Source organism: Flavobacterium sp. (genome assembly GCF_965277525.1).
In the GTDB taxonomy this organism is placed as follows: Bacteria; Bacteroidota; Bacteroidia; order Flavobacteriales; family Flavobacteriaceae; genus Flavobacterium.
Genome location: NZ_CBDIDC010000001.1, coordinates 45917 through 71299 on the forward strand (window position 1 = coordinate 45917; position 25383 = coordinate 71299).

The 25383-nt window shown below is 37.0% G+C and carries 13 protein-coding genes; all 13 read right to left on the reverse strand.

All coding sequences use genetic code 11. From position 1 onward, the window contains the following. Positions 1–17 precede the first annotated feature (17 nt). On the reverse strand, positions 18–1349 hold the full coding sequence (locus ACQY44_RS00190; RefSeq protein WP_428228411.1) for a sugar MFS transporter: 1332 nt from the start codon (positions 1347–1349) through the stop codon (positions 18–20). A 202-nt stretch (positions 1350–1551) separates the two neighbouring features. Next, a complete protein-coding gene (locus ACQY44_RS00195; RefSeq protein WP_428228412.1) occupies positions 1552–3138 on the reverse strand; it encodes a SusD/RagB family nutrient-binding outer membrane lipoprotein in 1587 nt (528 codons plus the stop codon). A 16-nt stretch (positions 3139–3154) separates the two neighbouring features. Next, positions 3155–6250 carry a SusC/RagA family TonB-linked outer membrane protein gene (locus ACQY44_RS00200; RefSeq protein ID WP_428228413.1) on the reverse strand — a complete coding sequence of 1032 codons (3096 nt, stop codon included), beginning with the start codon at positions 6248–6250 and terminating at the stop codon, positions 3155–3157. Positions 6251–6513: 263 nt separating this feature from the next. Beyond that, positions 6514–9174: a glycoside hydrolase family 3 N-terminal domain-containing protein gene (locus tag ACQY44_RS00205; RefSeq protein WP_428228414.1), complete on the reverse strand. Its 2661-nt coding sequence runs from the start codon at positions 9172–9174 to the stop codon at positions 6514–6516. Positions 9175–9189: 15 nt separating this feature from the next. Then, positions 9190–11430: a GH92 family glycosyl hydrolase gene (locus tag ACQY44_RS00210; protein ID WP_428228415.1), complete on the reverse strand. Its 2241-nt coding sequence runs from the start codon at positions 11428–11430 to the stop codon at positions 9190–9192. A gap of 8 nt (positions 11431–11438) precedes the next feature. After that, entirely contained in the window at positions 11439–12923 is a 1485-nt protein-coding gene (locus ACQY44_RS00215; RefSeq protein WP_428228416.1) for an alpha-L-fucosidase, read from the reverse strand. 245 nt (positions 12924–13168) lie between these two features. Next, positions 13169–15490, reverse strand: coding sequence for a glycoside hydrolase family 20 protein (locus ACQY44_RS00220; protein ID WP_428228417.1), 2322 nt, complete (start codon positions 15488–15490; stop codon positions 13169–13171). A gap of 6 nt (positions 15491–15496) precedes the next feature. Further along, on the reverse strand, positions 15497–18637 hold the full coding sequence (locus tag ACQY44_RS00225; RefSeq protein WP_428228418.1) for a glycoside hydrolase family 2 TIM barrel-domain containing protein: 3141 nt from the start codon (positions 18635–18637) through the stop codon (positions 15497–15499). A gap of 383 nt (positions 18638–19020) precedes the next feature. Beyond that, a complete protein-coding gene (locus ACQY44_RS00230; protein ID WP_428228419.1) occupies positions 19021–20052 on the reverse strand; it encodes an isoaspartyl peptidase/L-asparaginase family protein in 1032 nt (343 codons plus the stop codon). Between the two features lie 29 nt (positions 20053–20081). Continuing rightward, positions 20082–21161, reverse strand: coding sequence for a putative glycoside hydrolase (locus ACQY44_RS00235; protein ID WP_428228420.1), 1080 nt, complete (start codon positions 21159–21161; stop codon positions 20082–20084). Positions 21162–21167: 6 nt separating this feature from the next. Further along, a complete protein-coding gene (locus ACQY44_RS00240) occupies positions 21168–22235 on the reverse strand; it encodes a carbohydrate-binding family 9-like protein (protein WP_428228421.1) in 1068 nt (355 codons plus the stop codon). A 7-nt stretch (positions 22236–22242) separates the two neighbouring features. Next, positions 22243–23208 (reverse strand): glycoside hydrolase family 130 protein, encoded by a 966-nt coding sequence (locus ACQY44_RS00245; protein WP_428228422.1) that lies wholly within the window; start codon positions 23206–23208, stop codon positions 22243–22245. A 256-nt stretch (positions 23209–23464) separates the two neighbouring features. Then, positions 23465–25342, reverse strand: coding sequence for a sodium:solute symporter family protein (locus tag ACQY44_RS00250; protein ID WP_428228423.1), 1878 nt, complete (start codon positions 25340–25342; stop codon positions 23465–23467). Positions 25343–25383 lie beyond the last annotated feature (41 nt).

Sequence of the window (25383 nt, forward strand, 5' to 3'; positions counted from 1 at the left end):
AAACACAAACTGAAAAATTATTCTTTTTTTAGACCTGCTTTATGTCCAATAATCGCGTAGTATAAAATAAAAATATAGCAAGGCAGTAAAATCCAATATCCTTCTGTAGTGGCATTCGCATTTGCTGCAACCTCCCTCATTCCCTGAGCCAGCATATCTGCTTTGTTGGTGTCTACAAATTTTCCGTATAACGGCGGAATAATTGCCCCTCCTGAAATGGCCATAACCAATAATGCCGAAGCTATTTTGGTAAATTTCCCCAGTCCTTTCAGCGTTAAAGGCCATATTGCCGGCCAGACCAAAGCATTTGCAATTCCTAAAGCTGCTACAAATAAAATAGAAGTAAATCCGCTTGAAGATACAATACAAAGCGAAAGCAGAATTCCTAAAACGGCACTTGCCCGTAATGCCAGGGCCTGACTAATGTATTTTGGAATCAGAAATGCACCAACAGCATACGTTACGACCATAGCCAATAAAGTAAATGTAGTAAAAAATTTAGCATCGCTAGCCGGAAAGCCTAGTGCAATACCATACGCGATAATTGTGTCTCCAGCAATTACCTCAACGCCTACGTACATAAAAAGCGTTAAAACCCCCAACCACAAATGCGGAAACTGAAAAATACTTGTTTTTGTGGTTTCTCCTTCTTTTGCTTCTTCAATTGGTTCTGCTTCGACATCCGGTAAAGGTGCTTTTCTAATCAATATTCCCAAAACAAATAAAACCATCGCCATTGTAATATACGGAGCAACAACGCTATCTGCCATCGTATCGAGTAATTTGGCTTTTTCAGTGGTACTGACCAGACTAAGTTTTTCTTTTATTTCATCTATTCCGGACAATAAAATAGATCCAAAAATAAGGGATCCTAAAGCACCCGCTATTTTATTGCAAATCCCCATAATAGAGATTCGTTTTGCAGCACTTTCTATAGGCCCCAAAATTGTAATATACGGGTTGGATGCGGTCTGCAATAAGGTCATTCCGGCACCCTGAATAAATATTCCCGTCAAAAACATCCAATAGGTTCTTGCCTCAGCTGCAGGTATGAATACTAAAGCACCCAATCCCATGATGAATAAACCTAACGACATTCCTTTTTTATAGCCAATTTTTGCTAAAATATACGAAGCCGGCAACGCCATTACTACAAAGGAAATATAAGATGCGGAAGCTACCAAAAGCGATTGTGCGGATGTTAATTCATTTATGGTTTTCATAAAGGGAATCAAAGCTCCGTTGATCCAGGTTACAAATCCAAAAACAAAAAACAGACTCGCTATAATTAAAATTGGAACTATTGTATTTTTCTTTTCAGAAGAAGGGGAAATTGTACTGCTAACCATACTAATTGTATTTGATGATCCGGCAATTGTAGCGAAGTTTTTTATTACTTGAATAAAAACCTCTCTTGCCGTCTCTGATTAAAATATTGTTTTTTGTTTCATCATTGCTATTTTAATAACCGAAATTATGATATAAAACAAAAGGAGAGTTACCTCTCCTTTTGTCAATTTCTAAGTAACGAAGCTCTTTATCTTTACTTCTTTATTTTGTATCCCACCAAAGTTTTGTTCCTCCGGTATCAGGTCCTTTTAGTTTTACGATTCCGTCTGTAACAGCATCTTTATTAGAAGAATATTCATTTGTGGTATAAATAATTCTTTTCATCAGGCTTTTACCTACTCCGGCATCATTATTATCTGTATTCAGTGGCGCATAAATAACTTTTGCATCACTTCTGCGTAAGTCTGCCCAGGATTCCCAGGATTCAGGAAAAATAGCCAAGTACTTTTGAACCGCGATTTGTGTACGCTGACTTGCCACGGCAGCTGACCATGCTACAGGCAACTTTACAGGTATGTCCTTTAAGTCTAAAGTTGGATAAACCGTTAGCACATTAGGTAAAACCGGTAATGTATTTCCGGCAACATACGCATTAATGGTCGCAGTATCTGTAATACCCCATTGTCTTAATGACATTCTGATTCCTTCTTCGTATAAACTTTGAGCACTTCCGCCCATGTTCCATCCGTTCAAAGCACCTTCGGCTCTGCTGAAATAGTTTTCAGAAGCCATGAATACTTCAATATTTTTAGATTCACTAAGATTTCCAGCAGCACCATTCCCCATCACATCATTATTAAAAGCAGAGAATTTTGTGGTTCCAAACTGATCTTCTAAACCTCCAACAGGCTGACCACGATAAACACCAGTGTCGATTGGAGCAAACCATTTCGCTAACCTTGGATCGTTATATCCTACCAGGATACTTTCCATAGAAGCTGTCATTGTATACCCCCAACTGTTTACAATCATGTTTAAGTTGTTTGGGGTAATGTTACTTGCTTTAAAGAAAGCGCCTTGCTCATTCGTCTGCATAACACCTGCAGCTACAGCAGCTTCAGCTTGTGTTTTTGCTTTGTCCGGCTGAATATCCGAGATTCTTAATGCCAGACGCAATCTTAAACTGTTTCCAAATACTCTCCAATTCGCCACATTACCTGCGTACAAACGGTCATTAGGCTGAAATGAAGCGACTGTTGCTACAGAAGCACTGCTTAATGTCGCGTTTGCTTCATCTAATAACTTAAAGAAATCTTCATAGATAAATTCTACGCTGTCATAAGGTACTTTTTCTTTCTTGTTATCTGCTTCTGTGTACGGAATTGGTCCGTAAGCATCTACCATCTGATTGTACATAAAAACTTTCCAGATTTTAAGGATAGCCAAAGCTTCTGCATTTCCTTCAGAGGCTTTAATCGCATTGTTTAATGCTGGAACGGCAACAGTATAAAATCTGGTCCAACCACGTCCTTCATATCCATTTACGAATGCATTTCTTTCTGTACCATAACCACAATTTAAATAATGGATAAAAGTAGAAGACAGAATACCTGTTGCAATACCCCAGGTTCCCTGATCATCAACACCCGGTGAAGAGTACGAACCGTTGTGAATTCCGGCATAAATTGCAGAGGCAAATGACGGTCCGGCAAGAGTTGGATCTAACTGATCTTCTGTAAGCGAATTAGGATCGGTATTTATTTTATCGAAGTCGCTTGTACAGCTTGATAAAATAGAAACTGCCATTAATGCAACTCCTAATGTTTTTATTTTAAAACTATATTTCATGATGTCTCTTTTTTAATTAAAATCCGAATTTAACATTAACTCCATAATCTCTCGTTGAAGGAATGTTGAAAGATTCTATACCTTGTAAGTTTCCTGTACCGGCACCAGCCTCCGGATCAAAATATTTCGCTTTATTCACGAAGAAGAATAAATTTCTTCCTACCAATGAAAAATCAATACTTGTAAAACCTGAGTTATTTAGCACACGTTTTGGTAAAGAATATCCAAAAACAAGTTCTCTTAATCTGATGTTTGTCGCATCATAAATAAAAGGCTCAGCAATAGGTGTTCTTTGTCCAATTGCAGTCCAGTACTGTTCTGCATTAATGCTTACCGTATTTGGAGTGTAAGTTCCACCTGCGCCAGCTACAACACCATCCACAACAATTCCGCCCTCTCTTCCTGCAAGCGTAACATCACTTACTCCTAAACCGGCTTGTCTTGCCTGAGTGTATGAAATAACTTCACCACCAATTCTAAAATCAACAAGGAAGCTTAAAGAGAAATCTTTGTATTTAAAGTTGTTTTTCAAACCTGCCGTCCAGTCCGGGTTAAAGTTTCCGGCACGAACATCAAAACTATTTGTTGCTAAAGGCAAACCTGCACTGTTTACGATAATTTTTCCGTCAGGAGATCTTTGGAAACCTTTGATGTATAAATCTCCATATTCACCACCCTGAATTACTTTGCTTCTTACCAATCTTCCTTCACCAAGTACTAATTCTTCTCTTCCTCCGTAAATAGATTTTACTTCAGATCTGTACGTAGCGTAATTTGCTGTTATATCCCAAGAGAAGCTTTCGGTTTGAATTGGAGTTGCTGTAAAAACAACCTCAATACCTTTGTTTTGAATTTCCCCTCCATTTACTACCGCTCTTGAAGTCGAAGAAGATTCCGGAGTATTGATGTAAAAAATCTGATCTTTAGTATTCGTCTGGAAATAAGTAACGTCTAATCCTAAACGATTTTTGAAAAAGCGAACTTCTCCACCAAACTCAACAGAACTTGACATTTCAGGTCTCAGGTTCGGGTTTGCTGCAGTTGTCTGAGCATATAACATACCACCATTACCACCAATATAAGATAATCTTGAACTTGTTTGATAAGGATCTGTATCATTACCCACTTTTGCATAAGAAGCTCTTAATTTTGCAAAACTGATTGTTTCCGGAAGCGTAAACATATCTGAAAGTACTCCTGAAAGACCTATAGAAGGGTAAAAGAAAGATCTGTTTGCTGCCGGTAATGTAGAAGACCAGTCATTTCTCGCCGTTAAATCCAGGAACAAATAATTTCTAAATCCAATTTGTGAGAAACCGTAAACAGAGTTAATTCTTTTTTCTGAAGCTGTAGAAGTCGATTGCACAGTTGATACGTTTGATAATGCAAAAAAGTTTCTTTTGCTTAAAACTCCTCCTGAATATAATGAAGAACTATTTTGTTGCAATGAGTTCGCACCAGCATTAATTCCAACGGAGAAATCACCAAATTTTTTATTAAAAGAAAGTAAAGCATCTGTATTGAATTCGCTTACTGTTTCATACGATTCACTGTAAGAACCAAGATTGTTGTTAAAAGCTATTGTAGCATATCTGTTTCTGACATTCTTGTTGGTCATTTGGTCTAAACCGGTTCTAACCTGTAAACTTATTGCGCTTGTAAAATCATATTTAAGCGAAGCAAGACCTATAAATCTGTTTCTTTTGTCTTTACGCGCGTCATCACGTAACGCAGACCAATATGGGTTTCCGCCCGGAGCTCCGGCTTCATCAATGAAATAATTCATTTGTCTTTGTCCGGCAGCATCAAAATATTCGAAGTTTTTGTAATCGCTAATAGCAATACTACGTGGCAATAAATAAGCTGACGTACCAATAGACTCCTCTCCTGTTCTTAATAAATTATCGATGTCCTGAACGATATAATTGGTTTTTACATCCAGTGATAATTTATCAGATATTTTACTGGTCAATCTTAAATTAAGATTGTGTCTGTCTAATTTATTTCCTCCCACAATACCTTCAGCACCTGTATTAGTATAAGAAAAATAACCTTGTGCTTTTTCATTTCCTGTTGTAACAGTCAATGTATTGGCTAAATTATAACCAGTTTTATAGAAATCAATAACGTTATTGGGCTGTGGAGAATAACTTTGTGTAGCCGGTCCTGCATAATTTGGATTACGAACTAACTGCCAGTTTGAAACCTGACTTCCGTCTAATTTTCCTCCCCAGCTTGAGCTTGAAGTTGGATTGTAAGCTCCTAAAGTTCCTTGACCGTATTCGTTTTGCAAATTCATCAGATTATAAGCTGACGAAGCCATAAAGTTAGACGATAACGAAACGGATGTTTTTCCGGCTTTACCTGATTTTGTAGTTATAACGATAACACCATTACTTGCTCTGGTTCCGTAAAGTGCTGCTGCAGATGGTCCTTTAAGAACGGTCATCGAAGCTATATCTTCGGGGTTAATGTTCGAAATACCGTCAGGCTGTGTGGTTCCTCCTGTATCGATATCCGGATTCGTATTGGTTGTTCCGTTACTAATTGGCACACCATCTACGACATACATAGGTTGGTTGTTACCTGTAAGAGATCTGTTCCCCCTTAATGTAATTCTGGAGGAACTACCTACACCATTAGACGTAGTAGAGAAGTTAAGACCTGCAACTTTACCTGAAAGTGAGTTGGCAACGTTTAATGATCTTGCCTCTGAAAGTTCATCTACTGAAATGTTTTGGGCAGAATACGTAATCGCTTTTTTCTCTCTTTTGATACCCAGAGCCGTTACGACAACCTCTCCTAATTGTTGGGTAGCGGCACCTAAAGCTGCATTAATGGTAGTTTGTGTTCCTACGCTTATTTCTTTTGGAGCAGAACCCACATACGTGAAAACCAAAACTGCTGATTGATTTGGAACATTAATAGTGTACTTACCATCAAAATCTGACGATGCACTTGTCTTTGTTCCTTTAACCACAACATTTGCCCCTGGAATCGGAATTCCCGTTGAAGCATCTGTTATCGTTCCTTTTACTGTAGTTTGTGCTTGTGAGCTTTGGAATGCAAACAAGCAGAAAACAAACAGTAATTTTAGTACGTCCTTAATCATATTAGTTGTTTTTTTAGAGTTAATAACATGTTAAACTTAAGAATACCTTTTGTTAACAAAATATAATTTCGACAAATGACAATTTTGAAAAGGTGTTGGGTAAATTTTAACATTTTAAAACAATAAAATGTTAAAATTTGTAAGCTAAACCCTGTTTTTTCAAAGGCTTAACAGTTAACTAAATCTAATCTATTTACCCCTTTTTTAAAAATATTCTTTGCTTAATACTTAAAATGCTAAACATTTTATTTATTTAAACCAAATTACTGCAAAACCTTAAAATTCATTTTCTGCAAATCAATCGAGTTTCCACCTACCATAACTTCAAAATCGCCCGGTTCTACAACGCGTTTCATTTCGCGATTCCAAAGGGATAATTCATCAGAAGTCAATGTAAATTCTACGGTTTTGGTTGCTCCTTTTTTAATAAATAATCTCTTGAAACCTTTTAATGTTTTTCTTGGTGTTGTTACACTGCTGTAAACATCCTGAAGGTACAATTGAGCGACCTCATCTCCGTCAAAATTTCCGGTATTGGTAACATCCACAGTCACTTTTAAGGTGCCGTCTGTTTTAATTTCCTTACTACTTATTTTAAGATTTGAATACGCAAACGTGGTATAACTTAACCCGTAACCAAATGTGTACAACGGGTTTTCGCTTTCGCTAACGTATCTGTGTATTGCAGATGGCTTTTGGTTATAATATATAGGTAATTGCCCAACAGATTTAGGAACTGTAATTGGTAATCTTCCTCCCGGATTGTAATTCCCGAACAACACATTGGCTACAGCCTTTCCTCCTGCTTCACCGGGAAACCACGCTTCTACAAGCGCCGGAATATTTTCGCTGATCCAGTTTGTAGAAAGCGGACGTCCGTTTAACAATACGCAAACCACCGGAGTTCCTGTTTTCTGGATCGCTTCGATTAGTTCCTGCTGCATTCCGTGCAGGTCTAAAGACGCTACGTCTCTGTTTTCTTCAACCAGTTCGTTTGATTCCCCTAAAACTACAATTGCAACATCTGCTTTTTTAGCAATGTCTATGGCAGGCTGAAAGTTTACTTTTTCAAGATTCCAGCGCAGGTGTGCTCTGGCTCCCCAGCCGCCTTCCCACATTTCGATGCGGACTTTGTATTTTTTTCCGGCTTCGATATTTTTTGGAGTGGTAACCATGCTTGTTGCTCCTTTTGTCCAGTTGTCAATTACCAATTGATCGTCAACCCACATTCTGATTCCGTCATCAGAACTTAAGCCTAACCAGCCGTCAAATGATTTGTCTGATTTTATATATCCTGTCCAGCGAATTGAGAAGTCATCATCTGTAACACCATCACCCGGAGACCACGGCCAATCGAATTCTAACTGATTATCAATACGGGTTAATGCCGGAGTTCCTTCTACATTTCTGTTATTAAAATACTCTCCTTTTAATCCGTTTTGGGATTCATCCGGGGTAAATAAATATTTTGACGGAATAATTTGTCCTTTTACAATTAAAGGAACACCTTCTTCATACAGTACATTAGTTTTGGCACCAACAACTTGTTTAACGCCTTCTAAAACGGTTGTTCCTACTTTATTTTTTACGGAATATCCTCCTAATCTTGACGCATCAGCATTTGGACCTATAACGGCAACTGTTTTTATATCTTTATTTAAAGGCAGAATATTATTTTCGTTTTTTAGTAAAACAATCGATTTATGACCTGCTTCTAAAGCGATATCCTGATTTTCTTTGGAATGAAAACGTTCCCTGATTAAATTTTTATCCGTGTATGGATTTTCAAATAATCCCAACAAAAACTTCAGTCTCAAAACCCCACCTGCAGCACGGTCAATTTGTGCCATAGTTAGTTTTTTCTCATTTACCAATTCGATAACACTTTGTTGCCAGAATTCATTGGTAAAATCGTAAAACTGCATGTCTACTCCTGCAGCTATAGCTTCTCTGATACTTTCTTTTGGAGAATCTGTTACATAATGTGTTGTTTGAAGGTATTTGATAGCTCCCAAATCTGACACTACAATTCCTTTAAAGCCCCATTCTTTTCTCAAAACATCTGTCAATAACCAATGGTTTGCCGCACAAGGAATTCCGTCTAGTTCAGAATAAGCACACATAGTTCCTAATGCACCACCTTTTGTAAAAGCTTTTTCAAATGAGGGTAAAAAATCTTCACGAGCCGTTCGTTCCCCAACCAAAACCGGAGAAGAATTTCCTCCTGCCTGCGGAATACCATGAACAGCAAAGTGTTTGGGTTCTGCAATTATAGAACGATCAGATCTCAAATCATCACCTTGCATTCCTTTGATAAATGCGGTACCAATTTCACCTACCAAATACACGTCTTCACCAAAAGTTTCGGCAACTCTTCCCCAGCGTGGTTCGCGGCCCACATCTAAATTTGGTCCTAAACCAAAATGAACGCCGTGTGCTCTGGCTTCGGTTGCAATTACCTTTCCTACTTTATCCATTAGATTCGTGTCCCAGGTTGCGCCCAAACCAATGTTCATAGGGAAAGCCGTACTTCCGTCGTCTAAATAACCGTGAAGCATCTCGCACATAATAAGTGCCGGAATTCCCCATTTATTCTTTTTAATGACCTCATTTTGAAGTTCATTGATCATTTTAGCCGAACGCGGATAAATATCGTGAATGGCACCAATGCCCAGATTTCCAATTTTCAGGTCTGATTTTGATTTCGAAAAATCTTCTTTCTCTTTAAAAAATTCCCCTTTGTACATGTCCATCTGGCGCACTTTTTCCTCCAGGCTCATTCGGCTTAACAAATCGGTAAGCCTTTCTTCAACCGGTAATTTAGGATCTTGGTACGGGTACTTTTTTTGCGCGTAACTCTGGTTGTAAAAACCAACAGCCATTACGAAAATAATGGCTGCTTTTTTCATTCTTAATTGTAACATAGTGGTATTGTTTTTTTAGTTTTGAATCACTTTCAGCATTGTTCCATTCACAAAATCTTCGTGCGAGATAAAAAAGCTATTAATTGGTTTTCCGTTGAGCTCAATCGAATTGATTTTTCCATCATTATTGATTTGTCTTTCAATGACAATACTTTCTTTTTTATAATATGCCGGATCTAATTTGATGGTCACTCTATGAAACATTGGTGCTGTAATGGTATAAATGGGATCTCCCGGCGATATTGGGTAAATTCCCATCATCGAATACACCAACCAGGCCGACATTGTTCCCGTATCATCATTTCCGGGCAATCCTTTTGGTTTGTTCTGAAAATATTCCTTAACCAGTTTTTTGACCAGTTCCTGGCTCTTCCATTCTTCGCCTTTTACATAATTGAATAAATAGGGATAAGCAATATCCGGCTCGTTTGCCATATCAAATTGTTTGGTATCAAAAACTTTTTGCAATTGATCAGAGAACGCTTTATCACCGCCCATTAATTTTTTAAGTCCCACAATATCATGTGGCACCATAAAAGCATATTGCCAGGCATTCCCTTCGATAAAACCAACATTTTCCTGAAAATTTGCTCCCGCTTCAGGATCAAAAGGTTCATACCATTTTCCGTTAGCCAGTCTTGGCCGAAGTAATTTTAAATCTTTATCGTATAATTTTCTGTAGGATAATGAACGTTTCGTAAAACGCTTATAATCTTCTTTTTTACCCAGAGCTTTCGCTAAAAGTGAAATTGCATAATCTGAAGAATTGTATTCCTGCGTTGTAGAAACGGGGCCACGATAATTAGTGGATACGTATCCTTTTTCGATATACTCTTTAAGCCCCGGACGCAACGGATTATTCTCGATTTGATCCGCCCCTTTTAGCATTGCATAATATGCTTTGTAAATATCAAAATCCTGAATTCCCTTTAAGCAGGCGTCGACTATAACGATACTTGCCGGATCACCTACCATGGTAAAAGTTTCTGTTGAATTTAATTCCCATTTGGGCAGCCAGCCGTTTTCATCATACATTTCCAACATGCTTTTTATCATATCAGATTGTTGCTTGGGATAAACCAAAGATGTTAGCGGATGCATGTTTCGATACGTATCCCACAAAGAAAATACGGTATAACGGGTACCTTCTGTTTTGCCAATCTCACTTCTTTTTATCTTCGGATATTCTCCGTTGACATCATTTAAAGTATTGGGATGAATTAAAGTATGATACAATGCGGTGTAAAAAACAGTTTTTTCATCTTTTGAACCGCCTTCTACCAAAATTTTAGAAAGCTCCTTGTTCCATTCGTTATACGTTTCTTTATAAACGTCTTCAAACGATTTATTTCCGGTTTCTTTTTCTAAATTCTCTCTTGCATTTGCAATGCTCACGTACGAAACTCCAATTTTGACTTCAACCGTTTCTTCTTTATCAAACTTATACGAAAAATAAGTTCCAATGCTGTCGCCCACAACCGTTTTAATGGTATTGTCCATCATTCTGATTTTACCGTTATAGGTCATCCATTGTGCTTCGACCCCTTCATATTTTGTGGGCTTTTTCCAAACGCCAAATTTATGGGCAGGTTTCGAAAATCTGGCTACAAAATAAACCGGATAAGCATCTTCAGGACTGTTATAACAAAAAGAACCTACAGAACGCATTCCTTCAATTTCAGATGAAGAGACTACTTTTACCATTGCCCCTTCTTCATTGGTTAAACCTAAACCAAGATTCAGTAAAATATTAGATTGCCCTTTAGGGAAAGTAAACTTGCTTATTCCGACTCTTGTGGAGGCTGTAAATTCGGCTTTGACGTTATACTTATCCAGTTTTACGCTGTAATAAGCTGCTTTTGCAATTTCGTCAGAATAAGCCGAACCGTATTTTAGATGATTGGTTTCTACATTTCCTGTCGTTGGCATTAATAATAAAACGCCCAGATCCGGACAACCCACGCCACTAATATTGACCTGACTGAATCCGGTTAGAAAAGTATTCTCGTTTACGTACGGATTCGACAACCACTGACTGTCTTTTTCTAATTTATTCTGAGATCCTGCGACATTAAACGGACTAATACTAGCCATACCTCTTGGTGCAATTGGTCCCGGAAAAGTAGCTCCGTAATTTGAAGTCCCAATAAACGGATTTACAAAATCTGCCGGTTCTTGTGCAAAAATACTTATGCTAAAAAACAGCATGTACAAAATACATGCTGTTTGTATGGTTATCCTTTTATTTAAAAACATAATAATTTCTATCTGTTAATAGCTTCAATTTTTAAAGTCCACGCCTCTTTTGCAGGTAAGTTGTTTCGTAAACTTTCCGGAATTATAATTTTAAATCCTGCTGCTTCTTTGGTCCATTTTAATGAAGTTTTAGCACCTAACATTGTGATTTTTGTTCCTTTTTTAGGGTTGATAGATTTTACAATCACCTCAGCAGGAATTTTAGTTTCTCCTTCTTTAGCCAAATAAAACAAGAATACATTTCCGGCTTTATTTTGCGTCATACAAATATTGTTTTCTTTAAAAGGCTCGATTGGTTTGGTATTGTAAATAGCAGCACCATTTACTTTCATCCAGTCTCCGTAAGCTGTCAATAAATCATAAGCACCTTGCTGCCAATCTCCTTCAGGACTTGGTGCAATATTCAATAATAAATTTCCACCTTTCGCCACAATATCAATAAGCATGTGGATTCCTTCTCTGCCGGTCATGTATTTAGCGTCCGGAGTATACGACCATCCGCCGCCCGAAGTAATACATGATTCCCATGGGTAAGGCAATGTTTTTTCAGGAACACGGTTTTCAGGCGTTAAATAGTTTTGGTTTTTACCATGAACGGCTCTGTCGACTACAATTAATCCCGGTTGCTTTTGGCGTGCTTTTACCACCAATTCGTCCATTTTAGGATCCTGATCTACTACTCTGTGTTTGATGAAACCATTTTTTGATTCGTTTTCAGTAAACTTCTCTTCGTAGTTTTCTTTTAAGTTTTGTTGGTCTCTTTTTCTAACCCATCCACCATCAAGCCATAAAATATCGATTTTACCGTAATCTGATAACAATTCTAAAATTTGATTGTGGGTAAAGTCAACATATTTCTGCCATTTTTCCGGATAAAGAGCCGGGTCATAGTTCACGTTTCTGTCGAAAGCAGGAAAATAAGGATCCCAGTAATTTTCGTTGTGCCAGTCCGGTTTAGAAAAATAAGCTCCGGTGGAAATATTCTCGTTTCTAAAGGCATTAAAAACTTCTTTGGTAATATTTGCTTTTGGATTCGTACTAAAAGCACATTCTTTGTCTGTTACTTTATAATCTGAATATTTGGTATCGTACATATTAAATCCGTCATGGTGTTTTGTGGTAAAAACCATGTATTTCATTCCGGCATATTTAGCGGCTTTGGCCCATTTTGCCGGATCAAACTTTACAGGATTGAATTTCTTTTTCAATCCTTCGTATTCTTTTACATACTCGTTATAATTGCCCGGATTACTTCCTTTTTTACGTTCACACCATCCGTAATCTTCAGGACATATCGACCAGGATTCTACGATTCCCCATTCGCTGTACGTTCCCCAATGCATTAGCAATCCAAACTTTTTACCTTGCCATTCGTCTAAGTTTTTCAATACTAACGGATCTGTTTCCGGTACATAACGCTCATCTTCATAAATGGCCTGCGAAAACATTTGAACCGAAAATAAAATTGCGATTATGAATATTCCTCTTTTCATCTTTAATCTGTTTTTATGGTTTTGTTTTTTGTTTTTTGATTCTTTTGTATTATGCGTAATCCAAGCTTTGTCAAAGTTTGAAACTTTGACAAAGCTTCTGCGGCATTTTTGTCTTCCCCAGAAACGAGGGATCGCACTAGAAACTATGCAAACTAAATCGACAATCTTTGTCGAGCATCGTGTGTGATCCCTCGTTCCTCGGGATAACAAGATTATGGTTATTCTTTGTGAAAATCAGCTAACGTTTAATTCACTAAAATCTCATCTACAAACAACCACGAAGATTCTCCTTTCGGGCTTTTCTTCAAATTAGTTGCAATTACTTTTACAAATCGGACATTGCATTTTTCAAAATTGATTTTAAAATCTTTCAATTCCGAATTGACATTCGCCGCATACGGACGTGCTATTTGCCCTACTTCTTTATATTTGATACCGTCATTTGATACTAAAACTTTTATTTGTGTGGGAAAATTAACTCCCGCACCCTGGCTTTCCAAAGTACCAATAATAACCTCCTGGATACTTTCCTGTTTTTGAAAGTCAAGCACAATTTCCATATCATTTACCAACCAGGCCTGCCATTGTCCGTCATGAAAATTTTTACTTCCTCTAATGGTATTTACCATTACAAAAGGGCCATCGCCTTTGTAATTTTCATTAAAAGGGGTTAAATACAACACTTTACTGCCTACTGCTTTGTGAAATAGGATCGTATCCGTAAACGTTTTCCCTATAGGTTTATCGTTTTGAAATAAGGAAGCTTTTAAAACAGCCGTCGTCGAAAACTGAATTGGCGTTGTGTATTTTATAGCGTTGTGGTCTATATTTTTATCGCCCAAAACGTAACGAATATCAGGATTTGGAAATTCGTTTTTTAAGGTTACATAAATTTGTTTTTGAGCGATATTCGCGCTTGAAGAAGCTGTAACTAAATAAGCACTTTTTGCATAATTGATGCCTAAATAGTCATAACGTTCTAATAAAGAAGGCAATCTTGTGGTAAAATCATTCCAATTGCGTTTTTCTTTCGGACTCCATACTACCTCAGCCAAGGCAGCAAGCCTTGGAAAAATCATATATTCTGATGCTTTTGGGTTGGCCAGATGTTCTGCCCATAAATTCGCCTGTCCCCCTAAAACGTGTTTGGCCTGTTCCGGCGTCATCTTTTCAACAACAGGATCAAATTTGTACACTTCACTTAGTGGATTATAAGCATCGAAAGCCAGAGGTTCTTCGTTTTGCGGGCCTTGATAAAAATTAAAATAGCAAGGAGATTCCGGTGTCATAATCACATCATGTCCCTGCGCAGCAGCATCTGTTCCTCCTTTGGTTCCTCTCCAGCTCATAACTGTAGCTTCAGGAGCCAGACCGCCTTCTAGAATTTCATCCCAGCCTATTATTTTCCTGCCTTTCGAATTGATGTATTTCTCCATTCTTTTTACGAAGTAACTTTGCAATTCGTGGGTGTTTTTCAAACCATTGTCTTTCATTCTTTTTTGACAATGCGGGCATTTTTCCCAATTGGTTTTGGTTGCCTCATCGCCACCAATATGAATGTACTTTGACGGAAAAACAGCAATCACCTCATCGATTACATTTTGTAAAAACTCAAACGTAGATTCTTTTCCGGCACAATAAATATCCGTAATAGGCCATAATCCGCCTGACGGAACTCCTATTCGCTGATCAAAACAAGCCAGTTCGGGATACGAGGCAATGGCAGAACTTACGTGTGCCGGCATTTCGATTTCCGGAATAATTTCGATATTTTTAGTTGCGGCGTATTTTACAATTTCTTTTAATTCTTCCTGCGTCAAAAATCCGCCGTATGTTCCTTTTTCATCCGGATTTGTGGTTAGTCTTGCATTCCACGCCACATTTTCCTGATCGACTCTCCACGCACCTACTTCGGTTAGTTTCGGGTATTTCTTAATTTCCATTCGCCAGCCCTGATCGTCTACCAGATGTAAATGCAGAACATTCATTTTAAGCATGGCCAAACGATCTATAGTCGCTAACACATAATTCTTATCAAAAAAGTGACGGGATAAGTCTAACATTAAACCTCTCCACTGAAAACGGGGTTCATCTGTAATCACCACATTCGGAATCTGCCATTTTACGGTTGTAATAACAAAATTGCTTTCGATAGCAGTTGGCAATAATTGTCGCAGACTTTCTAATCCGTAAATAAATCCCGCATTTCCTTTTGCAGTAATCGTGATGCTTTTAGCGTTTACTTCTAATTTGTACGCTTCTTTATTAAGGGTTTGATCGACTTTAAACTGAATAAAATTACTCTGCGGCAATGTCGCTGAAACTTCAGGACGCCATCCTGCCGACTTTTCAAATTTATCTGCCAATGTTTTAGCAATTTCTTTTTGAAAATCAGTAACCGCAAAAAATTTCGTGTTTTTAGAAAACTCAAATATTCCCGGCTGAATCAACAATTGTGATGGTTTCGGAATGATCTGAATGTCCTTTTCTGTATATACTTTCTGGCTATATACAGCATTAAAAACAGTTAGAAAAAATACGATAAGCAAAGATTTTAATCTCTTCATTATAAATTATTTTATTGATGGTGTTATTTTAAACTGATACTGATAAGTTTTGTCTCTCAAAAGGTATTTCTCCATGGGCCAGGCCTGCCAGCTGTCTATCCCTCCAACTCCCATTTGTTTGTAATCAATTTTTAAACTGGTTAAGTCTCTTTCTTTCAACTCGGCTGAGTGTCTTTGGTCTTTTTTCAAACCATCATCTAAATCTTCGTTTAAATAATGTAAAGCCGTAACTGCCAATAAAATATCTGACTGAACTGTAATTTTTAAATTCGCATTAGACAATTCTAACCAGCGAACATCTGTTTTATTTCCGGTTTCCTGCGGACGGATATACGGATAAAATTGCTCTGAAACCGTTTGATTATAAAGTCCTACTTGTGAACTGTAATTTCTGTCGATATAATTTTCATGGGGTCCTCTTCCGTAATAACTCATCGCACTAAAATCTTTAGGCAGAATGATTTCCATACCAAATCTTGGCAATATGGGCTGTTCTTTGGTTTTGTCCATATTCAATTGCTCTTTTACAAGCAGTTCTCCGTTACCGCTGATTTCATAATTCAGCTCTAATTCTGATGAAACCTGAGGCAAACTGTATTGAGCTTTTACCAGGATTTTATTGTCTTTTGAAACAGTATACGTCCAATTTACAAGCGTTGGATTTTCAGTGGCTTCTTTCCATGCTACTAATTTTTCCATAAATAAGGCTCCAAAATCATTGTCATTTGGTGCTCTCCAGAAATTAGGACGCAATTGATAGCCTTCTTTTAAAACAGGTTGATTATTGAATACATAACCACTAATAAATCCGTTTTTTTTATCGAAAGTTATTGTAGCTTTATCACCTTTAAAAACGGTACTGTTTTCCTTTTTTTCTACTGTAATTTTTGAAGCACCTTCAAGTTTAATATCGTTTTTCCAGATTCCTTTATAGGCTAATTGTTCTGTGGCAATTTCAAAACCTTTTGGCAAAAATGGCTCATCTTGTTTCAGGTGATACGTTACATTTATAAACGCTTCTTTAAACGTTTTTCCTTCTAAATTAATTGGCAATGCATACGTTTTAGATTGATTTGCATTAATATCCAAATTATCGATTGCACCGCTGTTTGCTACTTTTCCATCCAAAATTAATTTCCATTGCAAACTCACATTACTTAAATCTTTAAAAGTAAATTCATTATACACTTTAATGGTGGCTGTAGCCGAATTTTCCCAGGAAGTCAGGATGTTTTGATACACATTTCGCATTTCAAAAGCATGCGGATTTGGTTTTCTGTCCGGGCTAAAAACACCATTGTCAAGAAAGTTATTATCACTTGGTACATCTTTAGGTCCAAAATCGCCGCCATATGCAAAAACGATTGTACCATCCGGCTGTTTTTTATAAACCGACTGATCGATCATATCCCAAATAAATCCGCCCTGAAAATTGGGATGCTTTCTAATCACATCCCAATAATCTTTAAAATTCCCCATCGAATTCCCCATTGCATGTGCATATTCACATTGAATATAAGGTCTGTCCGGATTTGGATTTGCCTGAATATATTCTTCCATTTTATTTGGCGCACTGTACATCGGGTCAATAATGTCAGAATCCCAATCATATTTCAAATCTTTTCCGTCCCAAGCTCCCACTGTAGCTCTTTCGTATTGAATCGGTCTTGATTTATCACGATTTTTAATCCATAAATACCCTCTGTAAAAGTTATATCCATTTCCTGCCTCGTTACCCATACTCCAGATGATAATCGAAGTATGATTTTTATCCCTTTCGACCATACGCTGCATACGCTGCAAATGGGCTAACTCCCAATCTGGTTTATTTCCCAGGGTTTTGGTAATATCATACCCCATTCCGTGCGATTCTATGTTGGCCTCATCGACTACATAAATTCCGTATTTATCACATAATTCATAAAAATATTCGTCGTTAGGATAATGCGACATTCTCACGGCATTGATATTAAATTCTTTCATTAATTTAATATCTTCTTCCATGCGTTCTCGTGAAACGGTTTGTCCTGTAACCGGATCTGTTTCATGGCGGTTTACACCTTTTATATAAATTGCTTTTCCGTTTACTAAAAGTTGTCCGCCTTTGATTTCTACTTTTCTAAAACCAACATTTTGATGAATAACTTCTACAATTGTTCCTTTTTTATCTTTTAAAATAAAATCGATTTGATAGAGATTCGGAATTTCTGCACTCCATTTCTTCGGGTTATTTACAGCAAAATCAAAAGTTTGTTTTTCGCTTAAAGCGGAAACAACTTTTGAGATAATGATTTTATCACCGTCTTTTAACTGAACGTCTAAAGTGTAATTGTCTTTTTTATTTAAATCTGAAAATTCAGTTGAGATTTTTAAAGTTCCGTTTACATATGAAGCATCTAAATCCGGGATGATTTCATAATCTTTTAAATGTGCCTTGTTTCTGGCAACCAAATAGGTATCTCTTGTAATACCGCTCATTCTCCAGAAATCCTGACATTCTAAATACGAACCGTCACTCCATTTCATTACTTTTAAAACAATGCTGTTTTTACCCGTCTTTACATATTTATTTAAGTTGAATTCAGAGGGTAATTTTCCATCTTCGCCATAACCTACATAAACACCATTTACCCAAACCGTAAGATTTGATTTTGCAGTTCCCACATGAAGAAAAATATCTTTTCCTTCCCAAGACTTGTCAATTGTAATTTCTCGTCTGTAAACTCCTGTTGGATTATAATTTGTTGGGACAAAAGGTGGATTTATTTTGATATATTTTGCAAAATCATACGTTGTATTGGTATAAACAGGATATCCATAACCGTTTACATCCCAGCTTGCAGGGATTTTAAAATTATCCCAGGCCGTATCATCAAAAGTGCTTTTTTCGAATGCTGCCGGCAAATCATTTGGACTGTCCACATATTTAAATTTCCATATTCCGTTTAGATCCAAATAGTTTTTTGATGCTTTCCAATCATTTTTGGCTGCCAATACTTCATTTTCAAAAACATAATACGAAGCGTGCATGGGTTCTCTATGCTCTTCATTGATTTTTTCGTTTTGCCAGAAAGGAACTTTTTCCTGCGCCTGACCAGAAAATATCGAAGCGATGAGTACTGATACTATGGATATTGTTTTTTTCATTTTTTGATTTTTTATTCTCTGTATGCTGCTTGCAACTATATATGTTTTTGTCATTTCGATTTCTATCCTAAAGCTTTTTTTAGGAGCTAATCCCGCTATCCGTTTCAATCTTTTGTTCCATTTCATTACACAAAAGGATTTCCACTTCTATCGGGGCTAGGACATTCAGTTTCATAAGAATGTTTCCGTTTCGTTTGTCATTTCGACGGAGGAGACTCGAGCGATAGCGAATAGACGAAGTAAATCACACTAGAAACTCCTCATAGCAGCTCGTCAATCTTTGTCGACTCACTAGTGTGATTTCTCCTCCGTTGAAATGACAATTTTGTGTGTAATTGTAAGAGCTTTGTCAAAGTTTAAAACTTTGACAAAGCTTACGCACATTATTTATTATCCCATGCCATTTTAAATTTTGCATCTTCCATTCTGTGTCCTTTTTCATCATCAGAAACGGCATAATTAAAACCTGATCTTAGGCTGTAACCTGCATGTTCACCGTTTTTATTTAAGGCAATAAAGCCAACCTGCAGATATTCCATGTCTTTGTGGTTCTTGTGTTTGTTGTAAATACGTTCTGTAATTTCTTTGCACGCATCAAAGGGTGATTTTCCCTGACGCATTAATTCGACCACCATCGCACTTCCTGCTGTTCTGATAACCGCTTCTCCTAATCCTGTTGCAGCAGCAGCTCCCACTTCATTATCCAGAAAAAGACCCGCGCCGATGATTGGGGAGTCACCGACGCGACCGTGCATTTTCCAGGCGGCTCCACTTGTGGTACAGCCACCCGAAAGATTGCCGTCCTGATCTAACATTAGCATGCTTATGGTATCGTGATTTTCTATATTAATAACGGGTTTGTATTTGGAATCTTCCAGCCATTTTTTCCAGTCTTTTTCAGATTCCGGAGTCAATAGATTTTCTTCTTTAAAACCTTCTGAAAGGGCAAATTGCAAAGCGCCTTGTCCTGCCAGCATAACATGAGGTGTTTTTTGAAGTACTAATTTAGCAACCGAGATGGGATGCATAATACCCTGCAGAAAACAAACTGAACCGCAATTACTGTTATGGTCCATAATACAGGCATCAAGAGTTACTTTTCCCTCGCGATCCGGATATCCGCCATAACCAACACTGCGAACATTAGGATCTGCTTCGGGAATTTTCATTCCGGCTTCAATAGCATCCAAGGCAGGTTTTCCTGATTTTAATTGTTTCCAGCTTTCCTGGTTTGCAGGTAAACCATGATTCCAGGTAGAAATGATAATGGGCTTTTTTTGTTTTTTTGAAAGAAATTCGAATGCTTCTTCTTTTTTCTCTTCCTGATTTTTTGCAAATCCGCTATAGCCCAGAACAGAACTTATTGCAAGTGTTCCTAAAGTTGTTTTTTTTATAAAGTCTCTTCTGTTTGACATGTTACTTCTTTTAATAAATCGGAAAAATATTATTTTAAACTTGCTTTTGTTTCTTTAATGGTTTTCAAGTTACTGTCTGTCAAAGCATTTCCGTCGAAGAAAGAAACACCAACTGCTCCGTTTTCTTTTGCCAGCAAAATAGCTTCTTTCAGCTCTTTGTCATTTTTTAATCCCGGAATATAAATTCCTGTATTGATTTTTGTTTTTTTATCTTCTAAATCCGCAACACCTTGTTTTGTAGCGTAACCTACCCAGTCAATCTCTTCATTATAAAAACTGTGGTAAATCATAGGATATACTTCATCAATATTCCATTTGTCCCAACGCTGGCGTACCATATGATCTGCCATTTCAGGATAAGGAAATACTGCGGCCGTTAAATTTTTATTGTGTTTGTGGGCAATTTTATACGCATCATCAACAACTGCTTTTATCGCATTTAACCTAAAATTTTTCCACTCCATATCGATAGAAGTATTGTGACTTGTTTTTGGATTTTTATGATGAATTTTTTCAAAGGCTTTTACACATTCATCACAATAGCAAAAATCGAATTGAGGTAATTCTGTGTCCTGAACCAAATTGTATTTTGGCAATAAACTAATGGGTAAAAAGATGTCCGGAAAACGAATGTAATCTAAGTGAACGCTTTCGATTCCTTCTACTTTTGCCAGTTCTTCAACCAAGGATAAAACATGTTCTCTGGATTCTTTTCTGGTTGGACATAACCATTGGTAATAATCTACATACGGGCGATTGTCAAAGCAGGATTTTCCTTCTTTGCTTACCTGGTACCATTCCGGATGTTTCAGTGCAATCGAATCATCAGGTCTGTTCATTGCCATAATCCAGGCATGCACTTTTAGACCTTCTTTTGTCGCTAAAGGCACTAATCTTTTTAAAAGTTCAGCATCAGTTTTGGTATTGATTAATACCTCATCGATTCCGCCGTCTTTGTATTTCCTGAATTCTTTTGCATAATCTGCATCTGATTTTTTGGGATCTGCGGTGGTCCAGACTCCAAATTTAAAATTGGTTTGTACTTCTTTTTTTGCACAGGAAAAAATAGCAAATGCCCATAAAAGAAGTAATAGTTTTGGTAGTTTCATAGTGGTTTATTTTTGTATTATTTTGCCATCCTGCCTGATAATAAAGGTTTGGTTAGAAAAGGGGCTTTTTACTGAAATGTTGTAGCCTGAAGCATGATTTTCTAATTCTGGTTTTATAATTTTACCTTCAACACTGATTGTTCCTTTTGTAAGGTTTGCGATAGATTTTGCCCAAACCTTATTTTTTTGAAAATATTCTTTTTGAAATCTGTATAAGTTATAAAGTTCCCATTTTATTTTTTCGTCCTGCGGAATGGTAAAGCTGTCTTTTCCTTCTTTGGAAGAAAAATAAACATACCCCCATTTCTCCGGTTCATGCATATTGATGACTCCCATTGGCGACCAAACCCAATTGTACTCCGGCAAAAACTTTCCATCAGCCTCTTTCTTTCTTTCGTAACTTCCATTTGTAATGCTATGCTGCCAATTTACCCTCGAGAAATTGACGCGCCAAAATTTGTCTACGGGCACATTTTTGTCAAAATAAGACGTTTTATAAGATGCCCAGGGAATCGCCATTTCTAATACCCAACCTTCATCTGTATCGTTGGGGTTGTTTAGCGTTCCGTTGATTTTTACCGCAGACTTCAGACCCGGAATATTCCAGTCATTTAAAACAACATTGTCATTTTCTCTGTAAGGTTTTGACAGAAACAGATCCCAGGCTGTGTTTAAAGCATTAATTTCTAATTCATAATAGTTAAAAGTATCGCTGTCAGGATCTATAAAAACTTCAAAATCGTTGTTGTAAAAGATAATGGTATCACGTTGTTTTAAATTTGCCCAAACATGCGGTTCTTCAATTTTTGCTAAAATATAAAAATTGGTTTCATCCCAGAGCATTTTAACTTTTGTTGCATATTTTGGTTTTACATTATTTTCTATGTCTTCAAAAAGATCAGTCCAGTTTACTTTATTCCATGAAGCATCATTTTCTTCTCCATCGATTACAATTGGACTTGTAGTTTTAGCCGCTACATAGGTTTTAGGAATAATGGTATTTTTCGATTGTGAATATCCACTAACCGAAAGAAAACCTAAAATCAATATTAATCTTTTTAATTTTAAACGCATGTTTTTTCTATAAACTATTATCTTTTGTAAACTGTATCACTTCACTTAATTTACCAAACGCCATAGCTACAACAGTATCTGCTGCACCATAATAAACGGCTAATTTATCTTCTTCAATATCATGCAAAGCAGCACATGGAAAAACTACATTGGGTACATCTCCTACCATTTCATAAAGTTCAGCAGGACCTAATAAATAAGGCTGTGTTCTGTATTTTACCTGATCCGGTGCATCTGTATCTAAAATAGCTGCTCCCATTGCATAACGAAAACCGTTACAGGTATTGATAACCCCGTGGTATAACATTAACCATCCTTCATCAGTAAGGATTGGGATTGGTCCTGCTCCTACTTTGGTACATTGCCACGCACTTTGTTCAAAAGGAGATGGTTTCATGACTAAACGGTGTTCTCCCCAGTATTTCATATCCGGGCTGTAACTGATCCAGATGTCTCCAAAAGGCGTATGACCGTTATCACTAGGACGGCTTAACATGGCGTATTTTCCGTTTATTTTTTGCGGGAACAAAACACCATTTCTGTTGAACGGTAAAAAGGCATTTTCGCACTGAAAAAATTCTTTAAAGTCGAAAGTGTATCCAATACCAATTGTTGGTCCGTTGTATCCGTTACACCACGTAATCCAGTAACGATCTTCGATAAAAACAACACGTGGATCATATTTATAAGCCGATTCGATCATCTCGGTATTACCGGATTGCATGACGATTGGCTCGTGATTAATATCCCAATCGATTCCATTTTTACTAAAACCGGCAAAAATATTCATTTGGACCGCTTTGTTATCACATCTGAAAACACCTGCATATCCGTCTTCAAAAGGAACTACAGCACTATTAAAAATACTGTTTGATGACGGGATTGCGTATCTGTCGATAATGGGGTTTTCAGAATATCTCCACATTACGTCGTTGCTGTTTTCGGGTTTGTCTTGCCAGGGAATTGTACTCATGATATTTTTGTTTTTTTATAGTTTGTTTTTTTGTTTTTGTATCATTTTTGTCAAAACTGTTGTCATTGTTTTTAAACACATAGAAACATAGCTTTTAGAAACCTAAAAAAGGCGTTTCACTTTATTTAAACACACATAGCTATGTGTGAGAAACTAGTTTCTTTTTATATTCTTTTTCAACACATTTGAAATCTATGTTTCTATGTGTTTAAAATTTTCGTCCTGAGAGCTTTACTTTGACAAAGCTGTTGATACGTTAATCTTCTATTTTTCTAACTTTATCCAACCACGTAAATTTCAAAATCGTTGTTGTCACTAAAAATACTAGTAGTGCTGTAATTGCTTTTGGATAATCTCTGATGATAAAAAATATCGGAAGCAAAATCATACTCGACTGCCAAACAATTCCGATGATGCAATTGAGCATATCTTTCCAAAAATCATTATTTTTTTCGAAAGTCTGATCTTCGATTTTTAATGTTTTATAAACCGGATTCCACCATCCCCAGGGTCTTACGTTTTTATAAAAAGATCTTAATACTTCCATATCTGTTGGTTTGCTTAAGAATGTTCCTAAAAGACAACCTAAAATAGAAAAACTAAATATTATTGGGAACAGGTAAATGGCCTGAACTTGTGCTAAGTCGTATAAAAGTGAACCTTCGGATAAACTTCCTTTAGCCTGACCCAGGGCAAATTGTAAAGAAGCTACAATTAGTCCGGCGAACATTCCCCAGAAATAACCCCAGCCGTTAAATCTCCACCAAATCCATTTTAGAAAGTTGGCGGCGACATAACCTCCGTACAAAGCACTGGTGATCCATAAGGTTAAGGAGTTAATAGAATCTGCAAAAAATCCCATAAAAACTCCTAAGCCAACTACAAGGAAAGAAGAAATCTGACTTACTTTTATATAATGCTGATTTGTGGCAACGGGTTTAAAATATTTTTTATAGATATCATTTACAATATACGCTGGTCCTGCATTTACGAAAGCGGAGAATCCTGACATAAATGCGGCTAATAAACCTGCTAATAAAATTCCTTTTATCCCCACAGGAATATACAAATTAACCACTTTTGGCATTAGTAATTCTAAGTCGGCTCCGGTTAAACCTGTATTGGCATTTAATTCAGGTGCAAGGTTTACTAAAGCAATTACGACAATTCCGGTAATTAATAAATATCTTGGGATGAATAAAATCAGGTTGGTGAAACCACTCATATACGCGGCTTCTTTTACGGATTTTGTCGAAAGAATCCTTTGTAAATCATAACTTGGCGTTGGTCCTGCAATACTGGCGAAAAATCCTTTAAATAATGTCATACCGATAAAAGCGCCAAACATTTTATATCCTTCTGAATCTATTAAATGATTGAAGGTTTGAAATTTATCACTCCATTGGGTTTCAAATTGCCAGCCAAAGAAAACATTTTTCCATTCTTCGGTAATCACCGAATTAATCTGAAGGTCGGTATAATTGATAAAAGCATAACCGGCAATTAAAACTCCGGCAATAATCATGATTAAATATTGTACCACTTCTGTTGCTACTACTGAAAACATTCCGCCCTTAACGGTATAAATCGTGGTTAAAAGTATAATGATCAAAGCATACGAACGCTCTGAAGTCAGGACAATTAAGTCGCCATAATGCAGCGTTAAATCCCAAGGCAGGATGATGGTTACAAATTTCCCGATTCCTTCAAAGAAATAAGCAATGAAACCAATCGTAGAAATAATGGCAAAAATAGCCACAATAATGTGGGATGCTTTTCCGGCTCTGTCACTCCCAAAACGGGTTAAAATCCATTCAGAACCTGTCATTACTTTAGATCTTCTGATCCAGACGGCGAGGAACATCATGACAAAAATCTGATTCCATATGGGCCAGAGCCACATAAACATAAAACTTTTTACTCCGTATAAAAATAATACTCCAATCATCCAGGAAGTCCCGGAAACATCAAACATTCCTGATCCGTTGCTTAAACCCAGGAAATACCATTTGATTGTTTTTCCGCCAAGGAAATAATCATCCAGTCCTTTTGATGCTTTTCTTGAAATCCAGATTCCTATTCCTACTGAGAGCAGAATATAGGCTACGATGATTGATACGTCAATGATATCCATTAATTTATGTTTATTTATTGGTTAGTTACTGGTTAGTTATT

Coding starts and splice junctions, on each gene's coding strand:
- ACQY44_RS00190 (WP_428228411.1), bottom strand. CDS start 1,349: ATGGTTAGCAGTACAATTTCCCCTTCTTCTGAAAAGAAAAATACAATA.
- ACQY44_RS00195 (WP_428228412.1), bottom strand. CDS start 3,138: ATGAAATATAGTTTTAAAATAAAAACATTAGGAGTTGCATTAATGGCA.
- ACQY44_RS00200 (WP_428228413.1), bottom strand. CDS start 6,250: ATGATTAAGGACGTACTAAAATTACTGTTTGTTTTCTGCTTGTTTGCA.
- ACQY44_RS00205 (WP_428228414.1), bottom strand. CDS start 9,174: ATGTTACAATTAAGAATGAAAAAAGCAGCCATTATTTTCGTAATGGCT.
- ACQY44_RS00210 (WP_428228415.1), bottom strand. CDS start 11,430: ATGTTTTTAAATAAAAGGATAACCATACAAACAGCATGTATTTTGTAC.
- ACQY44_RS00215 (WP_428228416.1), bottom strand. CDS start 12,923: ATGAAAAGAGGAATATTCATAATCGCAATTTTATTTTCGGTTCAAATG.
- ACQY44_RS00220 (WP_428228417.1), bottom strand. CDS start 15,490: ATGAAGAGATTAAAATCTTTGCTTATCGTATTTTTTCTAACTGTTTTT.
- ACQY44_RS00225 (WP_428228418.1), bottom strand. CDS start 18,637: ATGAAAAAAACAATATCCATAGTATCAGTACTCATCGCTTCGATATTT.
- ACQY44_RS00230 (WP_428228419.1), bottom strand. CDS start 20,052: ATGTCAAACAGAAGAGACTTTATAAAAAAAACAACTTTAGGAACACTT.
- ACQY44_RS00235 (WP_428228420.1), bottom strand. CDS start 21,161: ATGAAACTACCAAAACTATTACTTCTTTTATGGGCATTTGCTATTTTT.
- ACQY44_RS00240 (WP_428228421.1), bottom strand. CDS start 22,235: ATGCGTTTAAAATTAAAAAGATTAATATTGATTTTAGGTTTTCTTTCG.
- ACQY44_RS00245 (WP_428228422.1), bottom strand. CDS start 23,208: ATGAGTACAATTCCCTGGCAAGACAAACCCGAAAACAGCAACGACGTA.
- ACQY44_RS00250 (WP_428228423.1), bottom strand. CDS start 25,342: ATGGATATCATTGACGTATCAATCATCGTAGCCTATATTCTGCTCTCA.